Here is a 14,645-nt window from a genome sequence, read left to right on the forward strand (position 1 = left end):
TGTTACAATAAGTATTATAAAAAAACTAAAATCAAGTAAGCAATAGCAATTAATTAAGAGCATTATTAAAAAAGGAGGTTCGTTAATGAAGATTATTAGTAAAACTAATGGTATTAATTTTGGAGTTTCAAGTGAATTTAAAAGCGAATATCTTGCACCAATAATACAAAATTTACTGTTTAAAGCAGAAAATGAGTGGGATGATTATAATGAAGTTTATCATTGTTGTAAATTAATTGAGAATGTAAAAAGCAATGAAAATATAAATATGGACTTTCATATTATGAAGAAAGACGAAAAATGTTTAGGTGTTGCTCTTGTTAGTGGTGGCATTCTTGATTATAAGATGTTTTTTAAAGAACCTATACATATAAACGAAGAGGATAAAGACATTTTGATATTCAACTATTTTCATATAGCCCAAGAAGGCAGAGGAAATGGAGAAATGTGGTTGAAGAACATAATACAATATTATAAATCTAAACATTATAAAGCAATTTATTTAAAATCAAGTCATCCCAAGGTATTTTCTATGTATAATCGTTTGGGTGTAGAAGTAGGAGAATATTCAAGTTATAGTGATAATAATTTATTTCATAGGAAAGGAAAAATATTTAAAATTACACTTTAAAGACATATATATAAATATTTCATAATTTTCATATATATTAAGTATTGTAGGTGGGAAATCTCACTTATAATTTTTATAGGCTATATTTCAACATTATATTAAAGCATAGCCTATTTTTAAGATAATTCTAGCCTTTTACTCTACATATTTAATTAAAGCTTCCCTTTCTAGTATTATTACTTTTTTATACTTTAGTTTAATATATCCAAGTTTGCTGAAGTAGTTTAATATCTTAGTAGTTGTAACTCTATTTAGACCAATGCAAGAAGCGATTTCTTCATGAGAATAGGGAATACAGTCTTCACTTATGTTTTTATCTTTATTAGGAACGGCTGTCTGCTGCAACAAAAAATTGGCTACTTTTTCATAGCGGTTATAAAAGTAAGCTTGGTTAAGCAGACTTGAAAGGTGATTACATGTATTTGAAAGCAACTGAAAAAGAAGAATCATTAATTCTTTTGATTGTGTTAGGTAAGGATATAGATCTTCTAATGAACAAGAAATCAATTCAACATCATTAACTGCACTTACTGTAGTAGGCTGTTTTGAACTTTGAATGAAAGAAGATTCTCCAAATATTCTGCCTTTTTCAACTATTTCTATTGTAATTTCACTGCCATCTTTTGAAGAAGAATATACTCTTACTCGACCATTTTTTATTAAGTATAAATGGGTTGCGTTGTCATCCTGCATATAAATAATATCATTCTTATGGTATGCTAATGATTTTCCAACTTTTTCAAAATAATAATATAATTCTTCTGGAATTTTTATTTTATCCAAATTTTTCACCTTCTTTTATGAGATTGTAACATAGATTACATTCTTGTTTCAAGTATTATGGTATTCTGTGTCTTGGGGTGATAATATGAAAGGAAAAATCAATAGTTTGATTTACATTCTTCTAGGAAATATATTAATAGCTTTTGCTATTAGCACATTAATATTAGAGAATAATATTATTGTTGGTGGAGTTACAGGATTAGGAAGAGTGATAAATCATTTTACTGGGGCAAGCTTGACAATAGTTGTGTACATTATAAGCATTGTATTATTTTTATCGGCATTATTTTTTTTAGGAAAGAAATTTGCTTTGTCTACTTTAGTGTCTACATTTTTATTTCCTATTCTTTTGGACTTTTTTGAAAAGAATGAAAATCTGCATCATTATTGCAATGATATATTATTATCATGTGTTCTTGCAGGATGTTTAATAGGAATAGGGGCAGGACTTATATTAAAAGCAAATGCATCATCTGGTGGAATTGATATTATAGGAATTATAATAAATAAAAAATTTAATACTCCAGTTCATATCACTTTAAATGTAATTGATTTATGCATTTTAACTTTGCAAATTACATTTTCAAGTGTTACTAATGTATTGTATGGCCTGGTTGTTGTATTTTTAACTTATTTTGTGTTGAATAAGACTCTAACTTTTGGAAAAGAAATGATACAAGTAGTTATTATGAGCGATCATTACGATGAAATAAAAAAGGCTATTATCTCAGAGGCAGATACAGGAGTAACTTTATTGCATGCAGAAAAAGGATACTCAAAAGTTGAAGCTAAAGCTATCAGCACAGTTATTCCAGCTGAAAAGCTGCAAAAAGTAAAAAATATTGTTAATAAAATTGATTATAGCGCTTTTATAACAGTATCAGACGTTAGGGAAGTTGGGGGAAGAGGATATACGCTAAATCGTGCATATGACAATTTAGATGTATCTACAACTTAATTAATAAAGAATGATTAATAATAGGAATTTAAATACTCAATATAAAATATTTATATATATTTTATATTGAGTATTTTTTCATATATAAAATCTCTTCTATAGGAATTTGGCAATAGATACTGTATTATAATAATGTTATTTTGAATAACTTGTAGAAACTATGTTAAGATATAAAAGTTAAAATATTTAAAAGAGAAGGGATTGTATATGGATAAAGATGAAACATTAGTTAATTATAAATTTGAAGGACTAAATGCACATGAAATTTGGGAAAACTTATATAACAAAGAACTTAACTCTAAAAAAAGTATACTAGAATACATTGATATGACGAGGATATTAAAAAAGGGAAATGCAAGCGATGAACAGATTACAGATACATACAATTATATCTACGCTCATATTGATGGTTTAAAGGATTCTATAAAACCAAATACAATAATGTATTTAAAGAATAATCTGAAATCACAGCTTGGAAAGTATGTTAAAGAAAAAGATCCAAAGCCAATAAATCATTTTATAGAATTTTTTAAAGCTGCATATCCTGAAAATAGTAGAAGAAAAGATTTTACATGGGTGTTAATGGATATAAACAGTATATCAGAGGAACAGGCATGGACTACTTTAACTTATATTAATAGAGAGTGCCTAAGTAATTCTATGGAACTAAGTTCTGCTGAAAAAAAAGACATAATAGAAGTAATTAAAAAATTGATTGCTAAAGGAAATGTTAAATTTATAAATAATATGAAAAGTCTTAAACAATTCACCGATATTTTGGGAATAAATATCATAAATGATGGTAAAGGATTCAAAGTAAAACATAAGCTTATCTAAAGTTATCTAATACAAGCTATCTGTACTATTTTTGTTAATATTTTTATAGATTATAATTTATCATACTGGTTAATATATTACTGTAAAACAAAATATTAATTAAGGGAGGTAGATGTATATGTCATCAAATAATAGTGGAAGAAACAGAACATTAATACCAGAAGCAAAACAAGGGTTAAACAGATTAAAAGCTGAGGTTGCTTCAGAAGTTGGATTACATGATTACGAAAATCAAGATAAGGGAAACCTATCTTCAAGACAAAATGGATATGTTGGCGGAAACATGGTAAAACACATGATTGAAAGCTATGAACAAGGGTTAAAGTAATTAGTAATTTAGAATAATAGAAAGCCATTTCTTCGTAATACCATAGATACTATCCCCTTGCGGTTAAAAAGCTGGCAGAACAAATATAACATTGTTATATTTGTTCTGTTGGCTTTTTATAATTTTTTATTCTCTTTCCACAGTCGCCTACGATTTTGTTCTAGAAAAAATTGATCTAATTTATAAGTGTTAACTAATTTTGAAATTTGGCAGTAAAACAAGTATTAAAAGTGAGAATAAGTATTGCTTTTTAGGTATATATGCTAGTTGATTAAACTATACAAAACAAATGAAAACAGGTTATAATTAGTAATATAATAACTGTATTGATTCCAGACAAGCCAACGACTTTTTAATAATATATAAAGAATTAAAGTAAGATTTATGATTAGAAGATATGCTGAAAATTATTAATCTGTGGAAGTGAGATTATTGGATTATGTAATAGAATTGTTTAATCATTACGGATATATAACAGTATTGATAAGTTTATTGTTAGAATTAATAGCATTTCCTTTGCCTGGTGAGGCACTAATGACTTATTGCGGATATGTTGTTTATATGAATAAAATGAGTTATCTGATCAGTATTATAACGGCTACAAGTGGGGCTATAATAGGTATTACCATATCATATTTCATTGGTAGAGTGTTAGGAACAAGATTAATTGAGAAGTATGGTTGTTATATTCATCTAAATAAGAATAGGTTAGATAAGATTTCAATATGGTATCAGAAATATGGCAGTATGTTGTTGATTATAGCATATTTTATTCCAGGTATAAGGCATATTACAGGCTATTTCTCAGGTATTACTAAGGTACCATATAAGAAGTTTGCAGTTAGTGCATATTTAGGTGCACTAATATGGACTACTACATTTATATCCTTGGGGAGAGCTCTTGGAGCAAACTGGGGCAGATATAATGAAGTATCAAAATGGTACCTATTAATAGCAGTTTTTATTATTGTAGTACTCATATTTCTTTACATCAATAATAAGGAAAAAGTGAATACAGCTACTAAATTCACACAAGGAGAGTTTATTAAAATACTTTATTCAATGTTAGAAGTAAAGATATTGATCACAGGGTTAGCAGTTTTATTTTTGATATTTGTGGTTGTTATGACAGGAATTATTTAAGATTAGAAAGTTACGTTTTGATAGAGAATAAAATTTATAAAAAAGGATGATGCAAATGAATATTACATATATTGAACATAGTTGTTTTTCAGTTGAACTCGATAAAGTGGTCTTAATATTTGATTATTTTAAAGGTAAGATTCCAGATTTTGATCCAGAAAAAACAATATATGTGTTTTCAAGTCATAATCACCATGACCATTTTAATATATCTATTTTTCAGTTATTAAACAAATATCCAAATGTAGTGTATATTTTTTCAAAAGATATCAAGAAGAAATTTGGCCGAAAATTTTTTAACACTCATGGCGTTGATGATGAGGTTTATGAAAAAATAGAATTTATTGATAGTAATAGAACTTTTGAAATATCAGATTTAAAAATAGAGACCTTAAATTCCACAGATGAGGGAGTAGCATTTATTGTAACAGCAGAGAATAAAACAATTTATCATGCTGGAGATCTTAATCTATGGTGGTGGAATGGAAGAGATCAAAGGGATAATGAAAGTGCAAGAGAACGATTTGAAGAAGAAATTGATAAAATCAAGAATAGGCATTTTGATGCTGCATTTGTAGTTTTAGACCCTAGGCAAGGAGAACAGTTTTATTTAGGATTTGATTATTTTATGAAGAATACTGATACAGACAGAGTGTTCCCAATGCATTTTTGGGAGGACAATTTAGTAATAGAGAGATTAAAGGAAATGAAATGTTCAGAAGATTATCGTAATAAAATATTTCTTTAATACATTAAAAAAGAGTGAGTATTATGTTGTTAAATTTTTTTACATATAACAAACAACAATTGACACTCTTTTTTTGCTTATTATATTTAGATATTTTGGACTACTTCAATAAATATAGATTCAGTATATATATGCTGCAATAATAAACGTACATTTAAAATTCTAGTAAGCCAAAGCTCAATTAAGATAAAATGTAGAACCTCAATTGCAATATATATGTTCTGAAAGTTTAAGTCATCGAAGTCTATCTTAAACTATCAGGCAATATAAACTAAGTATTTTTCTAAATAATTAATTATATTATTTAGAGCTTATATACTAATGTCTCTTTATAGTTAAGTGATTAATCAAAGTCACTCAACTCTTTTGAATGGTATAACATTATTTTTTTTAGGTAGATCTGTAAAATTATCATCTTCAATTTCCTTTTCAGTAAAATTTAAATCAAGATCTTTATTTAGTAATTTAATAAATGATATAATTCTTTCTCTGTGAGTTTGAAATAGCATTTTGTTCATTAAAATTCTCCTTTTCACAAAAATTAATATAAAAATAGCTTGCCCTCAAATGAATAAAATATTCAAAATTAGGCACAACAATTCTATAATTTTAAAAATATTAAATTTAATAAAAATAGCCCCTTAACTTAATAAGGGGCTGGTAAAAGAGAAGAATAATGGCCGGGGGTGCAATTTAATAAGTTTAAATCTTACATCAATAGTAGTTTATGAAACATCACAATATATATTCAAGTTATAATTAGTAAAAATAGAGGTTTTCAGGATATATTGTTTTAATTTATTAATGACTACTCATAATCAGTTATTTTTAAGACAGAAATTCATTTTTTCTTTAATACTATATTGAAAATTAACTAAACATAGGAAACATGTTATATTAATACTATTTTTTCTAATATTTTTAAAGATTATAAGTACTAATTACGGTTAATATATTACTGTCAAAACAAATTAAAATAAACCAGTAGAAACATAGAAGCAAACCCTCCTTATGCAACAACTTTGGCAACATATACTACTGGTTTATATGATAAAATTATAAAAAAAGCTTCTTGAACATATTAATAAATAAAGGAGAATTAATTATGGATTCTATAAACAAAATAGATAGTGAAATTTATAAGATGGAACAAAACCTTCTAAATATAATAAAGGAAAAAGTTGATTTGTTCGATCCTGAGGTAATTGTTGCAAGTGAACGATTAGATTCTATTTTGGACGAGTATAGCCATTTAATTCGATTGAGCTAGATTAGAAATCTAGATACGAAAAGTTCTTTAGAAAAGAGCTCTTTTGATAATACAATTTATAAAGAAAAGCACATATAAAATATAAGATAATTATATTTTATATGTGCTTTTCTTACATAAAGAATTAATTTATTTTTGAGCAATTATTCCGTAAAAGTCTTCACCAATATCTATAGTTGATATAGTCGAAAAATTAAGTTCATCTAATAGTTTTATTAAATCCATCCTGTCTAACCTATGCTCAATGGGAGGTCCAAAATCACTATTAATTTTTTCCCATTCAAGGATAGCAATTTTCCCTTCAGGACATATTATTCTTTTTATTTCATTTAAAAATTTCGCTTTTTCGTTGACTTCATGAATTATATTACTTGCAAAAGCAAATGTGACTGAATTATTTTCTAATTTTAAGTGATTTTCTTCTGTTAAAATAATTTCGACATTTGATATATTATTTTCAGTTACTTTTAATTCAACATCTTGCAGCATTTCAGTTGATATATCAAGTGCCAATATCTTACCGTTTTTTCCTACAATTTTAGAGGCAGGAATAGTAAAATATCCAATGCCACAGCCTATGTCAGCCATTACATCTCCAGTCTGCAGATCAAGATTGATAAGGGTTTGTTCAGGCGGTAATATTTTTCTCCTCTTTTCATTTTCTAGCTTAAGTTCGTTTTTTGCATCTAATTTGTATGTCATCATTTAAAAATACACCTCCTAAAATTTGTTTTAATATATACCGAAAGTCAATCATTATAAAAAAGATATTACGAGTACATAGATATTACTAGTACATAGATATTATGCACCTTCAGTAAATAATTATTAACCATAAATATATTTTTTAGTAATAAATATTGTATTTGTTAAATATAATATCTTGAAAAAATAGAAAGAGGAAAGTTATGGAGAATATAAGTAGTGGAAATGTTACGGGTAGTACTGGCGAAAATATGATACCAAATACAGCTGGAGGTGCCACTTTAAGTGCAGGAGGTGCTACAGGAAGTTCTGCTGGGAATGTCACAACACCAAGTACTGGAGGTGCTACGTTAGGTTCAGGAAACATTACAGGAAGTGCTCCAGCAAATACTGGAACGATACCAAGCACTGGAAGTGCTACACCAAGAATAGGTGGCTTGAAGGTACAATGTTTCAGAGGAAACGATTATATTCCACTGGATAGAGCTAGAATAACAGTAAAAGGACAATCTACTTTAGGAAATGATAGAAATATTGAGCTAATTACTAATGTAGTTGGATTAACTAATATCATAGAACTACCAGCACCACCATTGGAATATTCCTTAAATCCTAATAGCAATCAAATACCTTACAGTTTATATGATATAACTGTTGAGAGAGAAGGGTTTAATCCTATAATAATAAGAGGGTGCCAAGTGTTTCCTACAGAAATTGCATATCAGATATGTAATTTGCAACCTAATTCAGGCAGAGGAGCTATGAGACAAGAAGTTATAGACATACTGCCAAATACTTTGAATGGAAATTTTCCTCCTAAGATACCTGAGGCAGAGGATAAGACATTGCCGCCGCCAACTTCAGGGGTTGTATTACCACAGCCTGTAGTGCCTGAATTTGTCATTGTTCATCAAGGTGGCCCAAATGATCCATCAGCACCAAATTATAAAGTGCCATTTAAGGATTATATTAAAAATGTTGCTTCATGCGAAATATATTCAACTTGGACTGAATCAGCCATAAGAGCAAATGTTTTTTGCATTGTATCTTTTACATTAAATAGGGTATTTACTGAATGGTACAGAGGTAAGGGGAAAAATTTCGATATTACAAGCTCTACAGCTTATGATCAAGCATTTAATTATGGTAGAAATATTTATGATAACATAAGTGAAATTGTAGATGAAATTTTCTCAACATATATAAGGAGAGTTGGAAGGAAACAGCCGCTTTTTGCACAGTATTGCGATGGAAAGAGCGTTACTTGCCCTAACTGGTTAAGTCAATGGGGAAGCCAGGAATTATCACGTCAAGGCCTCGGACCATACGATATATTGACACGTTACTATGGAAACAATATTGAATTAACAACAGCTGAGAAAGTTGCTGGAATACCAGTATCATACCCAGGAAGAGAATTAACACTTGGGTCATCAGGAGCATCTGTAAGAGCAATTCAAGGTCAATTAAACAGAATAGCAAGAAATTATCCACTCATTCCTAAGATCGCGGAAGATGGAAAATATGGACCAAAGACAGCTGCGGCAGTAAAAACATTTCAACAAATATTTACATTGCCTCAAACAGGAGTAGTTGATTATGCAACATGGTATAGGATATCTGATATATATGTTGGAGTAACAAAACTTGCAGAACTTAATACAACTGAATCAAGCAGAAGCTTTAGAATGAATGAATTTAGACCACCAATTATACCTGGATTTGATGATGAAAGGAATATTCCAAGATTTTATTACTAAAATAAAAGTGTGCCCTTTAGAGTAAAAATATACTTTAAAGGGCACATCTAATTTGTTTTATTTTCCTGGGATATGAGTTCTTATTAATTCAGTTGGAGATAATATTTTATCAATAATATCTTCAGGTAATATTTGTTCTTCTAGAAGAATCTCTCTTATGGTCTTTCCAGTGGCCAAGGCTTTTTTGGATATTAAGCTGGCTTTATCATAACCTAGGTGAGGAACTAAGGATGTTGCAGAAACTAAAGAATTTTCTAAGTTTTCTAAACATCTATCCTCATCCATTTTTAGATCATTTATACATTTATCTCTGAAAAGTGTGACGCTTCTTTCAAGAAGTTCTAGAGATTCAAGCAGGCACTCCGCTATAAGTGGAGTAAAAGCATTTAGTTCCAATTGTCCCATGGAACTTGCCATGGTTATAGCGCTATCATTAGAAATAACTCTTAAGCTTACCTGAGCAACCATCTCAGGAATAACAGGATTAACTTTTCCTGGCATAATTGTTGAGCCTGCCTGCATCTTAGGAAGAATCACTTCTCCTATCCCACCACGAGGTCCAGAATTAAGGAGCCTTAAATCATTTGAAATCTTAAGAAGATTTACGCTGCACGATTTTAAAAGTCCAGAAGTTTCTACGAATATATCACAGTTTTGTGTAATGTCCATAGGATAATCAGATCTTGCTATTCCAAGACCAGTAAGGTTTTGAATAATATCTGTCATCATGAATACATATTTATTTGTAGCATTTAAACCTGTACCTATAGCAGTACCACCAAGGTTTATCTGCCTTAATCTTTCTTCTACTTTGTATATTCTCCATCTATCTCTTTCAATAGCCTTAGAATATGCTCCAAAGCTTTGCCCTGCAGTCATTGGAAGTGCATCCATTAATTGAGTTCTTCCAAGCTTTATTATATCTGAAAATTCATTCTCCTTAATTTGAAGAGATTCTTGTAAACTAGATAAAGAATCACTTAACTTTCTTATTAATCTAATTGCTGCAATTCGAAGGGCAGAAGGGTAAACATCATTAGTTGATTGAGACATATTAACATGGTTAAGAGGATGAACTAAATTGTAGTCGCCTTTAACTCCACCTAACAATTCAATGGCTCTGTTAGCAATAACTTCATTTACATTCATGTTAGTAGATGTACCAGCTCCACCTTGAAATGCACTTAGTTTAAATTCATCATCAAATTTTCCATCTATAACTTCTTCGCTTGCTTTTATTATCGCATCAGCCTTTTCAGGGGCAAGAAATTTTAAGGTTTTATTTGTCATAGCAGCAGCTTTTTTTATAAGTGCAATTTCTCGTATTAAATTTAAATTCACACTTTTGCTGTTTAAAGCAAAATTTTCTAAAGCTCTTGCTGTATTTATTCCACTATATGTAGAATTATCGATATTTCTTTCACCTAATACATCCTGTTCTAATCTATAATTCAAAATGAACACTCCTTAATATTTTTGTACTGATAATAAATCATCAATACTTCTAGTCATGTATTTATAAGAATCATAGACGCCTTGATTATAAAATTCCAGTGATAATTCATCTATGATAAAGTTTAATAGCTGGCTTGAAGCTAAATCGCCTAATTCTTCTCCTCTCTCATTAAAAAAATATTCTTTTATTGAAGAAATCATATCTTCACGTTTTTCTTTACTTAGTTTAATTTTATCTTTATCTCTCATCTTAACCTCCGTGTTAGCACGTGAAAGAAAATAATAGATTAAAAATGTACTGAATATTTAGCGTTAGACAAGGAAGTGAATTCAGTTCCTAACAAGTCTATCATCTAAATTTGCTAGCACAGTATGACGCGAAATTTACAAACATACTGATCCATTATTTTTTGATCGTGCCTTAAATAAAGAATTATTTTGCAATGTATATCTTTATATTTTATATTATAATAGAATAAGCAACTTAAAAAAATATTTTTGAGTAATTAAAATTAATTCAAAGGAGAAATAATATGAGTTTAAATACAACACCGTCTGGAGAAAGAGTACATATTGCTCTATTTGGTATGACAAACGCTGGAAAATCAAGTATTATAAATGCACTTACAAATCAAGAAATTTCAATTGTTTCTGATGTTAAGGGGACAACTACAGACCCTGTTTATAAAGCTATAGAAATTCTTCCGATAGGACCTTGTATGATTATTGATACAGCAGGACTTGACGATGAAAGTGAATTAGGTGAGTCAAGAAAAAAGAAAACTATTGAAGTTTTATCAAAAACAGATGTTGCATTAGTAGTAGTAGATGCTACTGTTGGAGTTACTGAAAATGATAGATCAATAATAGATCAAATAAAGGAAAAGAAGATACCTACAATTTGTATTTTTAATAAGGCAGATAAGAAAAATATAGCAACAGAGGAATTGGCTGAGTTAGAAAAGACAATTGGAACTACTGTCGTTTCAGTTTCTGCATTAAATAAAAATGGAATAGATGAGCTTAAGCAAAAAATTATAAGCGTAATACCAGATAATGAAGATAAATTTAAATTAGTTGGAGACCTTATAAGCCCAGGAGATTTAGTTGTTCTTGTTACACCTATTGATAAGGCAGCTCCTAAAGGAAGATTAATTCTTCCTCAGCAGCAAACAATAAGAGACATAATTGAAAGTGATGCCATAGCTATTGTAACAAAAGAGCATGAGCTAAGGGAAACTCTTGAAAATTTAAAGAAAAAGCCTAAACTTGTTATAACAGATTCACAAGTCTTCTTAAAGGCATCAGCAGATACGCCTAAGGATATAATGCTTACATCATTTTCAATATTGCAAGCAAGATATAAGGGAGATCTTATGGAGCTTGTAAAAGGAGCTAAAGCAGTAGAAAGTTTAGAAGATGGAGATTATGTATTAATCTCAGAAGGATGCACTCATCACAGACAATGTGACGATATTGGAACAGTTAAAATACCAAGATGGGTACGTCAAATGACAGGGAAACAAATTAATTTTGAATATTCTTCTGGAAATTCATTTACTGATGATGTTAAGAAATACAAACTTATCATCCATTGTGGAGGATGCATGTTAAATAGAGCTGCTATGCTTTCAAGAATTGGTAATGCAGTTAAATATGAAATACCAATTGTAAATTATGGAGTATTAATAGGGTACGTTCAAGGAATTTTAGAAAGAGCACTTGAACCTTTCCCAATGGCAAAAGCAATATATGATGGAGATTTTAATTAAACAGAATTTATGCAGGACTTACCGAAATAAGAATTATGCTGTTGTTCCAGTTTCTAAGGAAATTATGATGGATGATTCTAAGATCACAAGTTGCGTCCAATATGCTAGCATCAAAGGCAGGCTTTGAACTAGCATAATTGGAACAACTTTTAATCTAAGAATCAAAACCATCAAATTCCTAATGAAACATTTCATATTATGACCCTTGTGGTTACAAAAGCATAATTCTTATTTCTAGTTAGCATATATTTCAGGGGCATATATGGAGCAAACATAGATTCAACTTCAGTTGATATCCACATAAGTTCGACTCTCATTTTCAAATGTTTTCTTCATATTATGACCATTGTGGTTACAAATATATTTATGATTTCTGGTGAAGATATGGATTTAAAGTCTTTGTAAATATGTTTATATAATAAGTAAAGTATTTAAATTGGCATTTATAATATAGTATATTTTAGATGCCTTTACTAATTGGAGTAGCAACAATAATAAAATAATATAAGAAGGAGGAAGAGTCATGCCAAATAACGTAAAACAGAGAAGAATAATTTTAGATTTAGCAACCACTTTAGACGGCTTTATTGAAGGGAAAAATGGAGAAGTTGATTGGTGCATTATGGACACTGATATGGGGTTCACTAATTTCTTGAATGAAATTGACACTATTTTATATGGCAGAAAAAGTTACGATTTATGGGGACAATATATTCCACAAGATGAAGATTCTGATGATGAAAAAGAAATTTGGAAATTGATTCATAGTAAAGAGAAATATGTGTTTTCTAAAACACAAATAGGTACTGATAATCAAGCAATATTTATAAATGAAAATATTATTGAAGAAGTAAATAAATTGAAGAATAAGCCTGGTAAAGACATTTGGCTATATGGAGGAGCAAGTCTTATTACAACCTTTATAAATTTAGGTCTTGTTGATGAATTTAGATTATCTATTCACCCTGTTATTTTGGGAGAAGGAAAACCGTTGTTTAGTGATATAAGACAGAGAGTGAATTTAAAAATGGTTAATACCAGAACGTTCTCTTCTGGCGTTGTACAACTAATCTATCATTGGAATTGTAATTAATTTTTAACAGTGCCAAAAGCAAAATAAAGTTTAAAATGTAAAGGGAGCGCTGCAAAATTCATAAATTGTGAATCAATAAAGATAAATAGCAAATTGTAAAATTTCGTTATTCAAGAGATTTTACAATTTGCTATTTTTTAGTACACAATTCTTAGAAAGAACTAAACCGCTAAAAGCGACGGCTCGGTTTAGTGATTAAACAAAATTTTATATGGAAAAAATAAGAAGTGAAGTTCTTTCTCTAGGAGCTTAACTTCTCACATTTTATGCACCTTTTAAATACCGGGTATTATATGTGGACAATCCCACCTATAATTTTTTGGGGCTATATTTCAACATCATATTAAAATACAGCCAAAATAAAAATACCAACATTTCAATTTAAGAGAAGTTGGTATTTTTATTTTTGTCCTGATAGTTGATACTAGCATGCCTAAATTATTTTATTGGAGGGACAAAATTTTATATGCTATCAGAGCATATATGGGTGTTGGGAGTGTGGTCAAATGGCTTAAAATATTTGATACAGATAAGGACATAATAAAGGCTAAAAACTTTATAGTTCAAAGTAATCTAGTACACTCATGTAGCAGAATAAAAGACTTGAAAATAGAGAGCCGATGTATGCAATGAATGTGTAGTATTTTGTAAATGATGTTATAATAAGTGTTATGTGAAACTATAATCGAATGAACAGCAGTAAATTATTGTTTACAACAGTCTCTTAAAAAAGAATATTAAAGTAAATTATTTAGAGTTAAATTCATGTATTATAATAATTTTAGCCTAAAGTGAACTCACGAGCAGGATATGGCAAACAAAAATAAGGAGTAGATAGTATGGAGAGTATACAGAGTAAGATTTTGAAGGCTATGCTGCGTATTGTCAAACTAAAAAAAATGTGGGAAGTAACTGGTGATGAATTAAGAAAGAATATAGAAAAAAAGCAATTATCAGAAAGCCATGAACCTCCTAAAAAAGTACAAAGAAATTTTAATATAAGCAAAAAGGATGTAAATGGTTATTGTTGCTATATAATCAAACCATTGAACGATGTGGGAAAAAAGCATATACTTTATCTTCATGGAGGAGGTTTTGTCTATGAAATTATGAGCCTTCATTGGGAATTTATCGGTAAACTCGTAGAATCTCTATAATGCAC

Annotated in this window: 17 protein-coding genes and 1 pseudogene; 12 read left to right on the top strand and 6 right to left on the bottom strand. The window is 29.3% G+C overall.

All coding sequences use genetic code 11. The features are described 5' to 3' along the window. Positions 1 to 85 precede the first annotated feature (85 nt). On the top strand, positions 86 to 631 hold the full coding sequence (locus T483_RS0122140; protein WP_026888793.1) for a hypothetical protein: 546 nt from the start codon (positions 86 to 88) through the stop codon (positions 629 to 631). Between the two features lie 135 nt (positions 632 to 766). Here T483_RS0122140 and T483_RS0122145 read toward each other — a convergent pair whose 3' ends face one another. Then, a complete protein-coding gene (locus tag T483_RS0122145; RefSeq protein ID WP_026888794.1) occupies positions 767 to 1,414 on the bottom strand; it encodes a Crp/Fnr family transcriptional regulator in 648 nt (215 codons plus the stop codon). A gap of 85 nt (positions 1,415 to 1,499) precedes the next feature. Between T483_RS0122145 and T483_RS0122150 the strand changes: the two genes are divergently transcribed. The 5 genes from T483_RS0122150 (at position 1,500) to T483_RS0122170 (ending at position 5,428) form a co-directional block, all read left to right on the top strand. Beyond that, entirely contained in the window at positions 1,500 to 2,372 is an 873-nt protein-coding gene (locus T483_RS0122150) for a YitT family protein (protein WP_026888795.1), read from the top strand. 207 nt (positions 2,373 to 2,579) lie between these two features. Then, positions 2,580 to 3,209: a hypothetical protein gene (locus tag T483_RS31760; RefSeq protein ID WP_026888796.1), complete on the top strand. Its 630-nt coding sequence runs from the start codon at positions 2,580 to 2,582 to the stop codon at positions 3,207 to 3,209. Positions 3,210 to 3,327: 118 nt separating this feature from the next. Then, complete coding sequence (locus T483_RS0122160) at positions 3,328 to 3,537, top strand: alpha/beta-type small acid-soluble spore protein (protein WP_026888797.1); 210 nt, start codon at positions 3,328 to 3,330, stop codon at positions 3,535 to 3,537. Between the two features lie 423 nt (positions 3,538 to 3,960). After that, positions 3,961 to 4,680 carry a DedA family protein gene (locus T483_RS0122165; protein ID WP_242841923.1) on the top strand — a complete coding sequence of 240 codons (720 nt, stop codon included), beginning with the start codon at positions 3,961 to 3,963 and terminating at the stop codon, positions 4,678 to 4,680. Between the two features lie 55 nt (positions 4,681 to 4,735). Then, the gene (locus tag T483_RS0122170; RefSeq protein ID WP_026888799.1) at positions 4,736 to 5,428 is read left to right on the top strand and encodes an MBL fold metallo-hydrolase; all 693 of its coding nucleotides are present in this window, start codon (positions 4,736 to 4,738) and stop codon (positions 5,426 to 5,428) included. Between the two features lie 353 nt (positions 5,429 to 5,781). Here T483_RS0122170 and T483_RS31235 read toward each other — a convergent pair whose 3' ends face one another. Then, positions 5,782 to 5,946, bottom strand: a complete 165-nt coding sequence (locus T483_RS31235) for a hypothetical protein (protein WP_155268530.1) — start codon at positions 5,944 to 5,946, stop codon at positions 5,782 to 5,784. Positions 5,947 to 6,533: 587 nt separating this feature from the next. Here T483_RS31235 and T483_RS0122180 point away from each other — a divergent pair. Then, the gene (locus T483_RS0122180) at positions 6,534 to 6,698 is read left to right on the top strand and encodes a Spo0E family sporulation regulatory protein-aspartic acid phosphatase (RefSeq protein ID WP_026888800.1); all 165 of its coding nucleotides are present in this window, start codon (positions 6,534 to 6,536) and stop codon (positions 6,696 to 6,698) included. A gap of 129 nt (positions 6,699 to 6,827) precedes the next feature. On the opposite strand, the gene T483_RS0122185 is transcribed toward T483_RS0122180, so the two are convergent. Then, positions 6,828 to 7,403, bottom strand: a complete 576-nt coding sequence (locus T483_RS0122185) for a class I SAM-dependent methyltransferase (RefSeq protein ID WP_080697121.1) — start codon at positions 7,401 to 7,403, stop codon at positions 6,828 to 6,830. A gap of 203 nt (positions 7,404 to 7,606) precedes the next feature. Here T483_RS0122185 and T483_RS0122190 point away from each other — a divergent pair, with 203 nt between their 5' ends. Next, the gene (locus tag T483_RS0122190) at positions 7,607 to 9,163 is read left to right on the top strand and encodes a peptidoglycan-binding domain-containing protein (RefSeq protein ID WP_242841909.1); all 1,557 of its coding nucleotides are present in this window, start codon (positions 7,607 to 7,609) and stop codon (positions 9,161 to 9,163) included. Between the two features lie 57 nt (positions 9,164 to 9,220). Here the strand turns inward: T483_RS0122190 and T483_RS0122195 are convergent, their stop codons facing one another. Both T483_RS0122195 and T483_RS0122200 read right to left on the bottom strand, forming a co-directional pair. Next, entirely contained in the window at positions 9,221 to 10,618 is a 1,398-nt protein-coding gene (locus tag T483_RS0122195) for an aspartate ammonia-lyase (protein WP_026888803.1), read from the bottom strand. Between the two features lie 12 nt (positions 10,619 to 10,630). After that, on the bottom strand, positions 10,631 to 10,867 hold the full coding sequence (locus T483_RS0122200; RefSeq protein WP_026888804.1) for a DUF2164 domain-containing protein: 237 nt from the start codon (positions 10,865 to 10,867) through the stop codon (positions 10,631 to 10,633). Positions 10,868 to 11,151: 284 nt separating this feature from the next. Between T483_RS0122200 and hydF the strand changes: the two genes are divergently transcribed. Next, positions 11,152 to 12,390 carry a [FeFe] hydrogenase H-cluster maturation GTPase HydF gene (gene hydF / locus T483_RS0122205; protein ID WP_026888805.1) on the top strand — a complete coding sequence of 413 codons (1,239 nt, stop codon included), beginning with the start codon at positions 11,152 to 11,154 and terminating at the stop codon, positions 12,388 to 12,390. A 33-nt stretch (positions 12,391 to 12,423) separates the two neighbouring features. On the opposite strand, the gene T483_RS31240 is transcribed toward hydF, so the two are convergent. Beyond that, positions 12,424 to 12,585 carry a hypothetical protein gene (locus tag T483_RS31240; RefSeq protein WP_196244913.1) on the bottom strand — a complete coding sequence of 54 codons (162 nt, stop codon included), beginning with the start codon at positions 12,583 to 12,585 and terminating at the stop codon, positions 12,424 to 12,426. A gap of 328 nt (positions 12,586 to 12,913) precedes the next feature. Between T483_RS31240 and T483_RS0122210 the strand changes: the two genes are divergently transcribed. The 3 genes and pseudogenes from T483_RS0122210 to T483_RS30270 all read left to right on the top strand — a co-directional run bounded on the left by T483_RS0122210 (position 12,914) and on the right by T483_RS30270 (position 14,640). Next, positions 12,914 to 13,483 carry a dihydrofolate reductase family protein gene (locus T483_RS0122210; RefSeq protein ID WP_026888806.1) on the top strand — a complete coding sequence of 190 codons (570 nt, stop codon included), beginning with the start codon at positions 12,914 to 12,916 and terminating at the stop codon, positions 13,481 to 13,483. A 504-nt stretch (positions 13,484 to 13,987) separates the two neighbouring features. Further along, a pseudogene (locus T483_RS31245) lies at positions 13,988 to 14,116 on the top strand (IS1595 family transposase); the annotation flags it as partial. A gap of 206 nt (positions 14,117 to 14,322) precedes the next feature. After that, positions 14,323 to 14,640 (top strand): hypothetical protein, encoded by a 318-nt coding sequence (locus tag T483_RS30270; protein ID WP_051560507.1) that lies wholly within the window; start codon positions 14,323 to 14,325, stop codon positions 14,638 to 14,640. Positions 14,641 to 14,645: the final 5 nt, after the last annotated feature.

The sequence above is a fragment of the Clostridium beijerinckii HUN142 genome, assembly GCF_000621745.1.
GTDB classification, from domain to species: domain Bacteria; phylum Bacillota; class Clostridia; order Clostridiales; family Clostridiaceae; genus Clostridium; species Clostridium beijerinckii_A.

What these genes read in the sequence shown, in the direction of transcription:
- T483_RS31235 (WP_155268530.1), bottom strand. Translation starts at nt 5,946, where the DNA reads ATGAACAAAATGCTATTTCAAACTCACAGAGAAAGAATTATATCATTT.
- T483_RS0122140 (WP_026888793.1), top strand. Translation starts at nt 86, where the DNA reads ATGAAGATTATTAGTAAAACTAATGGTATTAATTTTGGAGTTTCAAGT.
- T483_RS30270 (WP_051560507.1), top strand. Translation starts at nt 14,323, where the DNA reads ATGGAGAGTATACAGAGTAAGATTTTGAAGGCTATGCTGCGTATTGTC.
- T483_RS31760 (WP_026888796.1), top strand. Translation starts at nt 2,580, where the DNA reads ATGGATAAAGATGAAACATTAGTTAATTATAAATTTGAAGGACTAAAT.
- T483_RS0122200 (WP_026888804.1), bottom strand. Translation starts at nt 10,867, where the DNA reads ATGAGAGATAAAGATAAAATTAAACTAAGTAAAGAAAAACGTGAAGAT.
- T483_RS0122150 (WP_026888795.1), top strand. Translation starts at nt 1,500, where the DNA reads ATGAAAGGAAAAATCAATAGTTTGATTTACATTCTTCTAGGAAATATA.
- T483_RS31240 (WP_196244913.1), bottom strand. Translation starts at nt 12,585, where the DNA reads ATGAAATGTTTCATTAGGAATTTGATGGTTTTGATTCTTAGATTAAAA.
- T483_RS0122190 (WP_242841909.1), top strand. Translation starts at nt 7,607, where the DNA reads ATGGAGAATATAAGTAGTGGAAATGTTACGGGTAGTACTGGCGAAAAT.
- T483_RS0122185 (WP_080697121.1), bottom strand. Translation starts at nt 7,403, where the DNA reads ATGATGACATACAAATTAGATGCAAAAAACGAACTTAAGCTAGAAAAT.
- T483_RS0122210 (WP_026888806.1), top strand. Translation starts at nt 12,914, where the DNA reads ATGCCAAATAACGTAAAACAGAGAAGAATAATTTTAGATTTAGCAACC.
- hydF (WP_026888805.1), top strand. Translation starts at nt 11,152, where the DNA reads ATGAGTTTAAATACAACACCGTCTGGAGAAAGAGTACATATTGCTCTA.
- T483_RS0122160 (WP_026888797.1), top strand. Translation starts at nt 3,328, where the DNA reads ATGTCATCAAATAATAGTGGAAGAAACAGAACATTAATACCAGAAGCA.
- T483_RS0122180 (WP_026888800.1), top strand. Translation starts at nt 6,534, where the DNA reads ATGGATTCTATAAACAAAATAGATAGTGAAATTTATAAGATGGAACAA.
- T483_RS0122170 (WP_026888799.1), top strand. Translation starts at nt 4,736, where the DNA reads ATGAATATTACATATATTGAACATAGTTGTTTTTCAGTTGAACTCGAT.